Origin of the sequence: Saccharothrix sp. AJ9571 (assembly GCF_021725495.1) — a bacterium.
Lineage (GTDB): Bacteria > Actinomycetota > Actinomycetes > Mycobacteriales > Pseudonocardiaceae > Amycolatopsis > Amycolatopsis magusensis.
In genome coordinates, this window is the sequence record NZ_CP091382.1 from 4,154,782 (window position 1) to 4,167,034 (window position 12,253).

13 protein-coding genes are annotated in these 12,253 nt (G+C 70.8%); 7 read left to right on the forward strand and 6 right to left on the reverse strand.

Annotation, left to right across the window (positions count from 1 at the left end):
- Window positions 1–86 precede the first annotated feature (86 nt).
- A complete protein-coding gene (locus L3Q67_RS19030; RefSeq protein WP_209670074.1) occupies window positions 87–248 on the reverse strand; it encodes a hypothetical protein in 162 nt (53 codons plus the stop codon).
- Between the two features lie 85 nt (window positions 249–333).
- On the reverse strand, window positions 334–1,158 hold the full coding sequence (locus L3Q67_RS19035; RefSeq protein WP_499190760.1) for a DegV family protein: 825 nt from the start codon (window positions 1,156–1,158) through the stop codon (window positions 334–336).
- A 264-nt stretch (window positions 1,159–1,422) separates the two neighbouring features.
- On the opposite strand from L3Q67_RS19035, the gene L3Q67_RS19040 reads away from it, so the two are divergent.
- The 4 genes from L3Q67_RS19040 (at window position 1,423) to L3Q67_RS19055 (ending at window position 5,054) form a co-directional block, all read left to right on the forward strand.
- Entirely contained in the window at window positions 1,423–2,211 is a 789-nt protein-coding gene (locus L3Q67_RS19040) for an electron transfer flavoprotein subunit beta/FixA family protein (RefSeq protein WP_499190761.1), read from the forward strand.
- Window positions 2,212–2,229: 18 nt separating this feature from the next.
- On the forward strand, window positions 2,230–3,189 hold the full coding sequence (locus L3Q67_RS19045; protein ID WP_499190762.1) for an electron transfer flavoprotein subunit alpha/FixB family protein: 960 nt from the start codon (window positions 2,230–2,232) through the stop codon (window positions 3,187–3,189).
- Between the two features lie 177 nt (window positions 3,190–3,366).
- Window positions 3,367–4,149: a GNAT family N-acetyltransferase gene (locus tag L3Q67_RS19050; protein WP_499190763.1), complete on the forward strand. Its 783-nt coding sequence runs from the start codon at window positions 3,367–3,369 to the stop codon at window positions 4,147–4,149.
- A complete protein-coding gene (locus L3Q67_RS19055) occupies window positions 4,146–5,054 on the forward strand; it encodes a lysophospholipid acyltransferase family protein (RefSeq protein ID WP_499190764.1) in 909 nt (302 codons plus the stop codon). The genes L3Q67_RS19050 and L3Q67_RS19055 overlap by 4 nt, the downstream gene beginning before the upstream one ends.
- Here L3Q67_RS19055 and L3Q67_RS19060 read toward each other — a convergent pair.
- On the reverse strand, window positions 5,035–5,709 hold the full coding sequence (locus L3Q67_RS19060; protein ID WP_499191578.1) for a class I SAM-dependent methyltransferase: 675 nt from the start codon (window positions 5,707–5,709) through the stop codon (window positions 5,035–5,037). The genes L3Q67_RS19055 and L3Q67_RS19060 overlap by 20 nt on opposite strands.
- A gap of 126 nt (window positions 5,710–5,835) precedes the next feature.
- Between L3Q67_RS19060 and L3Q67_RS19065 the strand changes: the two genes are divergently transcribed.
- From L3Q67_RS19065 to mnmA, 3 genes are read left to right on the forward strand one after another with little or no spacing between them, the layout of a single operon-like run.
- Complete coding sequence (locus L3Q67_RS19065; RefSeq protein WP_499190765.1) at window positions 5,836–7,194, forward strand: MFS transporter; 1,359 nt, start codon at window positions 5,836–5,838, stop codon at window positions 7,192–7,194.
- A gap of 44 nt (window positions 7,195–7,238) precedes the next feature.
- Entirely contained in the window at window positions 7,239–8,435 is a 1,197-nt protein-coding gene (locus tag L3Q67_RS19070) for a cysteine desulfurase family protein (RefSeq protein ID WP_499190766.1), read from the forward strand.
- A gap of 5 nt (window positions 8,436–8,440) precedes the next feature.
- Window positions 8,441–9,532 (forward strand): tRNA 2-thiouridine(34) synthase MnmA, encoded by a 1,092-nt coding sequence (mnmA, locus tag L3Q67_RS19075; RefSeq protein WP_499190767.1) that lies wholly within the window; start codon window positions 8,441–8,443, stop codon window positions 9,530–9,532.
- A 402-nt stretch (window positions 9,533–9,934) separates the two neighbouring features.
- Here the strand turns inward: mnmA and L3Q67_RS19080 are convergent, their stop codons facing one another.
- Genes L3Q67_RS19080 through L3Q67_RS19090 form a run of 3 tightly spaced genes read right to left on the reverse strand, consistent with a single transcriptional unit; the run spans window position 9,935 to window position 12,237 of the window.
- Window positions 9,935–10,381: a GNAT family N-acetyltransferase gene (locus tag L3Q67_RS19080; protein WP_499190768.1), complete on the reverse strand. Its 447-nt coding sequence runs from the start codon at window positions 10,379–10,381 to the stop codon at window positions 9,935–9,937.
- Entirely contained in the window at window positions 10,378–11,424 is a 1,047-nt protein-coding gene (locus L3Q67_RS19085; protein WP_499190769.1) for an MBL fold metallo-hydrolase, read from the reverse strand. Before L3Q67_RS19085 ends, L3Q67_RS19080 begins: the two co-directional genes overlap by 4 nt.
- A 3-nt stretch (window positions 11,425–11,427) precedes the next feature.
- Window positions 11,428–12,237, reverse strand: coding sequence for an LURP-one-related family protein (locus L3Q67_RS19090; RefSeq protein ID WP_499190770.1), 810 nt, complete (start codon window positions 12,235–12,237; stop codon window positions 11,428–11,430).
- Window positions 12,238–12,253: the final 16 nt, after the last annotated feature.

Below are 12,253 nucleotides of genomic sequence, written 5' to 3' on the forward strand. Positions count from 1 at the left end.
AAACACCGCGAGGTCGTCCCAGTGACCGGCTCAAAGCGACCTCGCCGCCGCGCCGGAGGCGCGGCCAAAGACAAGGCGGCCAAGATTCAGTAGCGGGGCTTGCCCCGGCCCCGCAGCTTGCCCAGTACGCCCTTGGCCTGCTGGCGCTTGCGGGGGTCGTTGGCGTACCGCTTGACCTGGTCGATCGTCCGGCGGCCCTGCGGGCTTCTCGCGAATCGCGCGATCTTCTGGAACAGCGATGATGCCATCTCGGTCCTCCTGCGCGTGGCGGTTTGTCCGGTTCGTCAGAGCAACGAACCGCGGGTCCACGTGGTTCCCCCACCTGTTACCCGTTCACCCCGTGGGGGAAACGGTGATACCCAGGGCGCCGGGACCGACGTGCGCGCCGATGATCGTGCTGGCCTCCAGCGTCATGGTCTCGCGGACCTGCGGCATGCGCCGGCGCAGCTGCTCGGCCAGCTCCAGGACGCGCTCGTCGTCGCCGAAGCGGACCAGTGCCACGTCGACCGGCTTGCCGCCCGCTTCCTGGGTGGCGAGGTCGACCAGCTTGTTCAGCGCGCGGCGGCGGCCGGGCACCCTGGACAGCGGGGCGACCTCGCCCTCGCGCACGGTCAGCAGCGGCTTGAGCGCCAGCGCGCTGCCGAACATCGCCTGCGCGGAGCCGATCCGGCCGCTGCGCTTGAGGTACTCGAGGGTGTCCACGTACAGCAGTTCGGTGCTGGTGCGGAAGCGGTACTCGGCGGCTTCGATGACCCGGTGCGGGTGTGCGCCCGCGGCGGCGGCCCTGGCCGCGGACAGCACGGCGAAGCCGAGGCTCATGCCGGTGGTGCCGCTGTCGAGCACGTGCACGGGGATCCGCACCTGCTGCGCGGCTTCCCGCGCGGCCTCCACGGTCGCGGACATGCGCCCGGAGAGGTGGATGCTGACGATCGCGGTGGCACCGCTGCTCATCGCGTCCTGGTAGGCCCAGAAGAAGGCGCCGGGATCGGGCGGCGAAGTGGAGACTTCCTGACCCGCGCGCATCGCCGCCAGCAGGTCGGCGCGCTCGAAGCGCTGCTCGTCGTCGAGTCGATCTCCGACGTGCAGCTGGACCTGGGCGATGCCGATGTTCCACTGGGCCGCGAGCTGCTCGGGCAGGCAGGCGGTCGAGTCGGTCATCACGGCTACGTGGTTCACCACAGTCAAGCAGGCTAACCCGGCGCGTCCAAATGGTGTAATGCCGATACCACTGAGTGGGACGGAACACACACTGTACGCAGTCGGCCGGAAACTATCGGGACGATCGTCCCGATTATTGGCTCATCCAGGTGAATGGCGTCACCTCGGCGCGCCGGCGCGCCCGGATCTGCGGTTCACTACTGGCGAGTACAGCCCTGCGGGTGCACTGAGGCACCCGAAATAGCGGGAGGTCGTGAAGGACCCATGACGAACATCGTTGTCCTGGTCAAGCAGGTGCCCGACACCTATTCCGAGCGCAAGCTCAGCGAGTCCGACCACACCCTTGACCGCGAGTCCGCCGACGCGGTGCTCGACGAGATCAACGAGCGTGCGGTCGAGGAAGCGCTGAAGATCAAGGAAGCCGGCGAGGGCGAGGTGACCGTGCTCGCGGTCGGCCCGGACCGCGCCACCGACGCGATCCGCAAGGCCCTGTCGATGGGTGCCGACAAGGCCATCCACGTCTCCGACCCGGCGCTGCACGGGTCCGACCTGCTCGCCACCGCCAAGGTGATCGCCGCCGCGGTCCGCAAGGTGGGCAACGTCGACCTGGTCATCGCCGGCAACGAGGCCTCCGACGGCCGCGGCGGTGCGGTACCGGCGATCGTGGCCGAGCTGCTCGGCCTGCCGCAGCTCACCCACGCCCGGCAGCTGACCGTCGAAGGCACCACGGTCAAGGTCGACCGCGAGACCGCGGACGAAGGCCTGACCCACCTCGAGGCGAGCCTGCCGGCGCTGGTCAGCGTCACCGAGAAGATCAACGAGCCGCGGTACCCGTCGTTCAAGGGGATCATGGCCGCGAAGAAGAAGCCGGTGGAGACGCTCACCGTCGCCGACCTCGGGGTCGACGCGGGCGAGGTCGGCCTCGGCAACGCCTGGTCCGCGGTGGTCGAGGCCGCGCCGAAGCCCCCGCGCAGCGCGGGTGAGCGCGTCGAGGACGACGGCGACGGCGGCACCAAGGCCGCCGAGTACCTGGTCGGCCAGAAGATCATCTGAGACTGAGGAGACGGGAATATGTCTGAAGTTCTGGTCCTCGTCGACCACGTCGACGGTGAGGTCAAGAAGTCCACGCTGGAGCTGCTGACCGCGGCCCGCGCGCTCGGTGAGCCGTCGGCCGTGGTGGTCGGCGAGCCGGGTTCGGCGAGCAAGGTCAAGGACAGCCTGGCCGCCTACGGTGCCGCGAAGGTGTACGTGGCGGAGTCCGCCGACGCCGCCGGCTACCTGGTCACGCCGAAGGTCGACGCGCTCGCGCTGCTGGCCGAAAAGGCTTCGCCCGCCGCGGTGCTCGTGTCCGCCACCGCCGAGGGCAAGGAGGTGTCCGGCAGGCTCGCCGCGCGGCTGGACTCCGGGCTGCTCTACGACGTGGTCGGCGTCAACTCCGACGGCACGGTCGAGCAGTCGGTCTTCGGTGGCGCGTACTCGGTGAAGGCCAAGTCCGCCAAGGGCACGCCGATCATCTCGGTCCGCCCCGGCGCGGTCGAGGCGGAGAAGGCCGACGGCGCCGCCGCGGAGGAGACCGTCGAACTGCCCGCGGTGGACGCGGCCAAGTCGGCCAAGATCACCGGTGTGGAGCCGATCGTCGGTGGCGACCGCCCCGAGCTGACCGAGGCCTCGATCGTGGTCTCCGGTGGCCGTGGTGTCGGTTCGGCCGACAAGTTCGACGTGGTGGAGAAGCTGGCCGACTCGCTCGGTGCGGCCGTCGGCGCTTCGCGTGCCGCGGTCGACTCCGGCTACTACCCGGCGCAGTTCCAGGTCGGCCAGACCGGTAAGACGGTCTCGCCGCAGCTGTACATCGCGCTGGGCATCTCCGGCGCGATCCAGCACCGGGCCGGGATGCAGACCTCGAAGACGATCATCGCGGTCAACAAGGACCCCGAGGCCCCGATCTTCGAGATCGCCGACTTCGGCGTGGTGGGCGACCTGTTCGCCGTCGCCCCGCAGCTCACCGAAGCCGTCACCAAGCGCAAGAGCTGACCATCCATTGCCATGAGTGGGGCATTACTTGCGGTGAACGCTAGTAATGCCCCACTCATAGCATTCCCGGCCTTTCGTACCTGAGAGGAGGCTGAGAACCCGCTATTAACGGAACGTGCACCGAAGCGCCACCGCGTGGCTCTCCCGGTGGTTCTTCCCGGGCGTAGACCTACGGGCATGACTCGATCACAGCTGCTCGTCAGCACTGATCAGGCCGGTGCCGAGCTCCCCGCGGGCGCACCCCGCTACTCCCTCCTCGTCGCCAACGACAACGAAGAGGTGCGCGCCGCGCAGCGCCTGCGTCACCGCGTCTTCGCCGAGGAAATGGGCGCCACCCTCCACTCGCCCGAACCCGGGTACGACATCGACGAGTTCGACCGGTTCTGCGACCACCTCGTGGTCCGCGACGACAACAGCGGCGAGATCGTCGGCACCTACCGCATGCTCCCGCCCGAGCGCGCCGCGGACGCTGGCCGCCTCTACGCCGACACGGAGTTCGACCTGGCCGCGTTCGCCGGCCTGCGTGGCTCGCTGGTCGAGACCGGCCGCTCCTGCGTGCACCCCGAGCACCGCAGCGGTGCCGTGGTCAGCCTGGTCTGGGCGGGTATCGCCCGCTACATGCTGCTGTCCGGGCACCGCTACCTCGCCGGTTGCGCGTCCGTGCCGCTGACCGACCACGGCAGCTACGCCGCCGGTGTCTGGGATCTGTTGCGCACCAAGCACTACGCGCCGGAAGAGCTGCGCGTGCGGCCGCTGAACCCCTGGCACAGCGACGATGTCCCGCGTCCCAGCCGTTCGGTGCTGCCGCCGCTGATCAAGGGCTACGTCCGGCTGGGCGCCAAGGTGTGCGGTCCGCCCGCGCTGGACGAGGACTTCGGCGTCGCCGACTTCCTGGTGCTGCTGGACCTGCAGAACGTCGACGAGCGCTACCTCAAGTTCTTCCTGGGAGCGGGGGGATGAGCCCCCGGCACCCGTGGATGCCGCCTTCGCCGTGTGGTGACCACTGCCTGACCACCGGCGAGCCGACCGTCCACTTCGTCCGCCGCGTGCTGCGCTTCGCCGCGGCGATCCTGATGGTGCTGACCGCACTGGCGGCCGTCCCGGGACTGCTGGTGTTGCGCGGCCGGGCGCGGGATCGCTTGGTACGCCTGGTGTTCGGCGGCGTGCTGCGCTCGTTCGGCGTCCGGCTGGTGGTGCACGGCGGCGCCGAACTGGCCGATGCTCCGGCTCGTGGCGCGCTCGTGGTGACCAACCACATTTCGTGGCTGGACATCGTCGCGGTCAACGCCGTGCGGCCGATGCGTGCGCTGGCGAAGCGGGAGATCGCGAGCTGGCCGGTGCTCGGCCTGCTGGTGGCCAAGGCGGGCACCATCTTCCTGGACCGCGAACGACTGTCCACCCTTCCGTCCACAATGGACCAGCTGGCCGGTGCGCTGCGCGGTGGCTCGCTGGTCAACGTCACCCCGGAAGCGACCACCTGGTGCGGCCGCGCTTCCGGCCGGTTCACCACGGCGGCCTTCCAGGCGGCGATCGACGGCGGGGTGCCGGTCCGCCCGATCGCCCTGCGCTACCGCCTCGCCGACGGCCGCGAGACCACCTGGCCCGCGTTCATCGGCCCGGAGTCCCTGATCGCCTCGCTGCGCCGGGTGGCCCGGTTGCGCGGGCTGGTGCTGGAAGTCTTCGTGTGCCCCGAAATCGCGCCGGGCCGGGCGGTGGACCGCCGTGAACTGGCCGGGCTCGCCGAAGCCGCGGTGTCGGCCGCGCTCGGCACGGTCCAGATCCCCGCGCAGCGCCGTCGCAAGGTGACGGTGCGGGTGGACGCGGTGGCGCCGCGGCCCGCACGGGTCACTCCCGCGCCACGATGAGCCGGAAGCCCGCGTCCCACCGGTCGAGGGCCAGCAGGTCGCGGTGCTGTTCGTGCCAGCGCCCGGAGTCGAGGTCCTCGCGCAGCCGCCGGATGCCCCGCTCGACGGCGGCCGGATCGGTCTGCGCGAGCGCGGAGCAGGCGCGGCGGACCCGCGGATCGAGGTAGGCCGCCGGTCGTCGCCAGTAGGCGGGGAACACGCCGTCGGTGAAGTCCCACGGCAGCGGCAGCGGGAGCACGGTTTCGGCACCCAGTTCGGCGGCGATGTCCGGGGCCGACGGCCGCCCGAGTTCCAGGTCGGCGATCTCCGGCACGTACTCGCGGACGAACCAGAATTCCGTGTGCAGGCGGGTGTCGTAGGCCAGGACCACCTGAAGTGGCGCGATCCGCCGTAGTTCGGCGAGCCCGCGCCGCCAGTCGGTCCAGTGGTGGACGGTGAGCACGGCCAGCGCGGCGTCGGCCGCCCGGTCGCGCACCGGCAGGGCCTCGGCGAGCGCACGCACCGCGGGACTCGCCCCGGCCGGTCGCTGGCGGACCATCTCGGCGGACGGCTCGACGGCGAGCACCGTCCGATCGTGGGGCTCGTACGAGCCCGTGCCCGCACCCACGTCGATGATGGACCGCGCGTCACCGAGCGCGGCGAGGATTTCCGCCATCCAGCGGGGATCGGTGCGCCGTCCCAGTGAGTATCCCGTGCCGATCCGGTCGTAGAGCGCGGTCACACGTGCCTCCGGGTGCTCGTTCTTGACCTCCACCGCGGTGGAGCTTGCAGGCTGAGGCCCATGACCGACACCCTGGCCCCCGGCCGCGGCGTGCTCTGGACCAGGGAACACCGCGTCACCACCACCGGCATCCTGCTGGTGATCACGCTCGTCGCGTTCGAGAACATGGGTGTGGCCACCGCCATGCCGACCATGGTGGCCGAACTCGACGGCACGGCGCTGTACTCCTGGCCGTTCGCCGCGTTCATGGTTTCCAGCGTGGTGGCGACCGTGCTGTCCGGCAGGCTCGGCGACGCCCGCGGCCCGAAGCTCGGCCTGCTGACCGGGCCGCTGCTGTTCCTGGCCGGGCTCGTCGTCGCGGGCACGGCGGTGACCATGCCGCTGCTGCTGCTCGGCCGGGTGTTGCAGGGCTTCGGGTCCGGCCTGGTGCTGGTGGCGGTGTCCCTGCTGATCGGGCTCGTCTTCACCGACCGCGAACGGCCGGTGATCTACGCGGCGAACGCGGCGGCGTGGGTGCTGCCCGGGGTGATCGGGCCGTCGATCGCCGGACTGGTCACCGAGCGGTTCGGCTGGCGGTGGGTGTTCCTCGCGTTGATCCCGCTGGTGGGCATCGCCGTGGCGCTGCTGTTGTCGGTGGTGCGGCGGCTCGAACCCCACGTCCCCGGCGAGCGGGAGCGGCGGGCGGGGGTGCCGTCGGCGGTGGTCGTCGCGATCGGGATCGCGGCGCTGACCTGGGCCGCGCAGCACCCGTCGCCGGTGGCGCTGGGCTACGGCGTCGTCGGGGCGGTCGCGCTGGTGCTCTCGCTGCGCCGCCTGCTGCCGCCCGGCACGCTGACCCTGCGCGCGGGCCTGCCGACCGTGGTCGCGGCGCGGGCGCTGCTGTCCGGGGCGTTCTTCGGCATGGAGGCGTTCCTGCCGCTGACCTTGAGCAGCGTGCACGGCTACAGCCCGGCGGCCGCGGGCCTGCCACTGACGGTCACCGCGCTCGGCTGGTCGGCCGCTTCGATGCTCCAGGGGCGCTATCCGGACTGGTCTCGGGAGTTCCTGTTGCGCACCGGGTTCGCCCTGGTGGCGGTCGGGGTCGGGGTGTTCGTCTTCGTCGCGCAACCCTGGGCGCCGAGCTGGCTCGCCTTCGCCTGCACGGCGATCGGCGGCGCGGGCATGGGGCTGGCGATGCCTTCGGTCTCGCTGCTCCTGCTGCGGTTCTCGCCGGTGGCCGAGCGCGGGTTCACCATGTCGGCCAGCCAGCTGGGGGACTGGGTCGGTTCGGCGCTGACCGTCGGCTTCGGCGGGGTGCTGCTGACCGCGCTGGGGACGGCCGAACGGCCCTCGGCGGCGATGGCGGTGGTCGGGGCGGCGATGGCGGGGGTGGCGCTGATCGGCTTCGCCGCCACCCGGCGGTGGCCGTCACAGGGGTAGGTGAGCATCGTCACACGCCCTCCGGGGCTACCCTGGAGGACGCGATGACCTATCTCGACCACGCGGCGACCACTCCGATGTTGCCGTCCGCCATCCAGGCGATGACCGAGGCATTGTCCACCGTGGGCAACGCCTCTTCGCTGCACTCTTCGGGGCGGCGGGCGCGGCGGCTGGTCGAGGAGGCCAGGGAGGTCGTGGCGGGGGCGCTGGGCGCCCGGCCGTCCGAGGTGATCTTCACCGGCGGCGGCACGGAAAGCGACAACCTGGCGGTCAAGGGCATCTTCTGGGCACGCAGCGAGGCCGACGAACGGCGTCGCCGGGTCCTGGTCAGCGCGGTCGAGCACCACGCCGTGCTGGACACGGTCGAGTGGCTCGCCGAGCACTGCGGGGCCGTCGTCGACTGGCTGGCCGTGGACGAGACCGGCCGGGTCGACCCGGAGACGCTGCGTGCGGCCGTCGAGCGGGACCCGTCCGACATCGCGCTGGCGACGGTGATGTGGGCGAACAACGAGGTCGGCACGGTCAACCCGATCGCCGAGCTGGCCGCGATCTGCGCCGAACACGGCATCCCGCTGCACACCGACGCGGTGCAGGCGATCGGCGCGGTACCGGTCTCCTTCGCCGAGAGCGGCGCGGCCGCGCTGACGCTCAGCGGGCACAAGGTCGGCGGACCGTACGGTGTCGGCGCGCTGCTGCTCGGCCGCGACACGCCGTGCACGCCGTTGCTGCACGGTGGCGGTCAGGAACGCGATGTGCGGTCCGGCACGCTCGACGTGCCCGCGATCCACGCGTTCGCGGTCGCCGTGCAGGCCACCGTCGAAGCGCAGCCCGAGCACGCGAAGCTGCTGGGTGAGCTGCGGGACGAACTGGTCGCCGCGGTGCTGCGGGAGGTGCCGGACGCTCGGCTCAACGGGCACCCCGAGCACCGGATCCCCGGCAACGCGCACTTCACCTTCCCCGGCTGCGCCGGCGACAGCCTGCTGATGCTGCTCGACGCCAAAGGCATCGAGTGCTCCACCGGCTCGGCTTGCACGGCCGGGGTCGCGCAGGCGAGCCACGTGCTGCTGGCGATGGGCGCCGAAGCCGCGTCGGCGCGGGGATCGCTGCGGTTCTCTCTGGGGCACAACTCCACCCGCGAGGACGTGGCCGCGCTGGCGGCGGCGATCGGCGGGGTGGTCGCGAGGGCGCGGCAGGCAGGACTTTCCGGGATGCGCAAGACGAAGACGAAGGCGGAGGTGTGAGGCGCATGCGCGTATTGGCCGCGATGAGCGGTGGCGTGGACTCGGCGGTCGCCGCCGCCCGTGCGGTGGCGGCGGGGCACGAGGTGGTCGGCGTGCACCTGGCGCTGTCGGCGAAGCCGGGCACGCTGCGCACCGGTTCGCGGGGCTGCTGCACGATCGAAGACTCGCGCGACGCCCGGCGGGCCGCGGACATCCTCGGGATTCCCTTCTACGTGTGGGATTTCGCCGAGCGGTTCACCGAGGAAGTGGTGGAGACCTTCGTCGGCGAGTACGCCGCCGGGCGCACGCCGAACCCCTGCGTCACCTGCAACGAGAAGATCAAGTTCGAGGCGCTGCTGGACAAGGCGATGGCGCTCGGCTTCGACGCGGTGGCCACCGGGCACTACGCGCGGTTGTCCATTGTGGATGGTGTGCCGGAACTGCGCCGCAGCGTGGATTCGGGCAAGGACCAGTCCTATGTGCTCGCTTCGCTGACGCCGGAACAGTTGCGCCACTCGATGTTCCCGCTGGGGGACTCGTGGAAGACCGAGGTGCGCGCCGAGGCCGAGCGCCGCGATCTGGCGGTGGCGAACAAGCCGGACAGCCACGACATCTGCTTCATCCCCGACGGGGACACCAGAAGTTTCCTGGAAAAGCGCCTCGGCACGCGACCGGGTGATTTGGTCGACGCCGAGACCGGTGCCGTGCTCGGACGGCACACCGGGGTGCACGGGTTCACCGTCGGGCAGCGGAAGGGCCTGGGGATCGAAGCCCCTGCGCCGGACGGGCGGCCGCGGTACGTGCTGTCACTGGAGCCCGTCTCGGGCACGGTGAAGGTTGGGCCGCAGCGCGACCTCGGCGTACACCGGATCTCGGCGGACCGGCCCATCTGGCCGGCGGGGCCGCTGGAGGGGCCGACCGAGTGCGTGGTGCAGGTGCGCGCACACGGGGGGCTGGCTTCGGCGGTGGCTGAGGTTTCGGGGGATGAGGTGACGATCCAGCTGCGGGAGCCTTTGCGAGGGGTGGCGCCGGGGCAGGTCGTGGTGCTTTATCGGCCGGATGCGGAGTTGGGGGATTTGGTGTTGGGGAGTGCGAAGATTTCTGGTACTGGGGTGTAGGTCCACCCCGGTTCTTAGTGTGACGACGGCGAAGGCCTCCTTGTCAAGGCGGGAAAGATGCCTTGACAAGGAGGCCTTCGCCGTGTTTTGGGCTTTGGACCGGGGATGGGGAGGGCTGGGTGGGCTCGTGGTCGACTTCCGTTGCCGGGTCGCGGTTTGTTCTCTTGTGCTCGGGTTTGATGGCCGGGCGCCGGTTGGGCGGTGGGGATGGGCTCGTGGTCGGTTTCCGTTGCCGGGCGCGGGTTGGGCGGTGGGGGTGTGTTGGGTGCCGTGAATGTGGCTTTCACGGCGGAATGTGCCGTGAAAGCCACATTCACGGCACCTCGGCGGGGGGGCGATGTCACGAATGTGGCTTTCGGGGCCGAATCCGCCCCCAAAGCCACATTCGTGTCGGTGGCACGGTTATAGCTGTAGCTTGAAGCCGGTGTGGGTGGCGGCGAAGCCGAGGCGTTCGTAGAAGCGGTGTGCATCGGTGCGCCGGGCGTCCGAGGTCAGTTGCACGATGACGCAACCCCGCGAGCGTGCCTCTTCGATGGCCCATTCCAGCAAGGTGGTCCCCAGGCCCGTGCCCCGCTGGCTCGAGTGCACTCGTACGCCTTCGATCTGGCCCCGCGCCGAGCCCGTGCGCGCCATGCCGGGGATGACGGTCAGTTGCAGCGTCCCGACAGCCGAACCGTCGGCGTCGGCCACCACGAGTGCCTGGTTCGGGTCCGCGTCGATGGCGTCGAAGGCGGCGAGGTAGGGCTCCAGCCGCGAAGGGGTTTCCCGGCCCGCGCCGATGTCGTCGTCCGCCAGCATCTGGGCGATGGCCGCCACATCGGATCGTCGCGCCCGTCGAATCTCGATCATGCGACGGAATAGTGCCTGACGTCGTCCACTTCGGACAGTGTGAGCGCGCCCCGGTGTGCCAGCAGGTCCAGGTGCGCGGCGGTTTCGTTCACCGCCAGGCACTGGTTGAACGCGTCCAGGTCCCCGAGTGCGCGCTGCCGCCGCGTCCAGCCGAGCCGTAGGGCGACTTCATAGGCGGTGCTCGCGCCATCGGCCACCTGCGTGCCGATTTCGTCGAGGCGCTCGTCGTGGTGCACCAGCAGCTCGTCGACGCGGGCGTGCACGCTTGGGGCGACCGGGCCGTGCGCGGGCAGCATGCGCCGGTCCGGGAGGCCGCGGACCAGGGCCAGCGACTCCAGGAAATCCTTCAGCGGCAGGTCCGGGCCGGCGGGCTGGAAGCCGATGGACGGGGTGATGTGCGGCAGCACGTGATCGCCGGTGAACATCAGGTTCGCCGCGTCGTCGACGAAGACCAGGTGCCCGGCGGTGTGGCCAGGGGTGGCGACCACGTCCAGTTCCCGGTCCGGCAGCACACTGCGGCGGCCCGGGGTCAGCCACTCGTCGGGCGCTTCCCACAACGCGGTGTCCGAGCGCGGGCGCCGGTAGTTGCCGAACATCTTCGCCAGCGCCTCGATCACCGGTGCCGCGTCCGCCTGGGCCAGCGACCGGAGCTGCGCGTTCATCGGCATGGTCGACGGGTCGGCGCTGATCTCCAGCGACGGCCGTTCGTCCGCGCCGAGCGCGACCCGGCCGCCGAAGTCCCGGCGCAACGCCACCGCCTGGGTGTAGTGGTCGCGGTGCACGTGGGTGATCAGGAATTCGTCGATGTCCCCGAGTTCCGCGCCGAGCGCCTTGAGCGCGGCGCCGAGCAGTTCACGGGCTTCCTCCAGCGCCCAGCCGGAATCGACCAGCACCAGGCGCGAGCCGTCGGTCACCGCGTAGACGTTGATCGCGCGCAGGGCGTCGTTGGGCAGCGGCAGCGGGATCCGGTGGATACCGGGCGAAACCGCGTACACACCCGGCTCCGCCCAGTGCCGGGAGCCGTCGTCTTCGGTGATCTCCACGTGTCAGTCCGAGTCCTGTTTCAGCGCGGTGTCGATGGTCAGTGCCGCGGCCACCACCATGCTGGCCAGCGGATCCGGCAGCTGCCGGTGGATCTGCACCACGTAGTTGTCCGCCGTGGTGAAGGCGGCCTTGACGAACCCGCCGAAGGTCTTGGTCACCCTGGCCACCTCCTCGCCGGACTCGTCGCGGATGGAGAAGTTCCACGCGCGCCAGTTCTCCGCGTGGATACCCCCCACCTTACGATCACCGACCAGGAAAGCGAACCTGATCTTGCCGATCATGTTCTCCTGCACGATCTCGCCGATCGGCGAGTCGTCGGCCCTGGTGACCAGGAACCGCGACTTGAAGATCTTGCGCGGCCGGGTCACCTTGAGCACCGTGCTGTGGTTGGCGTCGCGCACCTCGAACCGGTGCGTGAGGTACTGGTCGTAGGAGCTGAGCAGGCGCAGCACCTTGCGCAGCCCGCTCTGCCCGACCTGCACCACCCCGCCGAGCCGGTCGCCGTTCGCGTCGAACACGCCGAACTCGTTGGCCACCTCGAACAGCTTCGCGCGCTGGTTGACCACCAGCACCGGCTCGGTGAACAGCGTGCCCCCGCCACCGCGCACCGCCTGGCCCTTGGTGGCCCTGGCCGCCTGCGCGCGGATCCGGTCCGGATCAGGCGCGCCCTCGAGGTCCAGCTCGATCCTCTCGGCGTCGTGCGGGCGCGGCGCCGGACGGGTCCGCTCGGTCCAGGCGGAACCGTCCCACCAGCGTTGCGCGGTCGGATCGGCCCGGTCGGCGTACCAGCCCGGCTGCGAAGAGCTCGTCATGGCGGTTGAGCGTAAT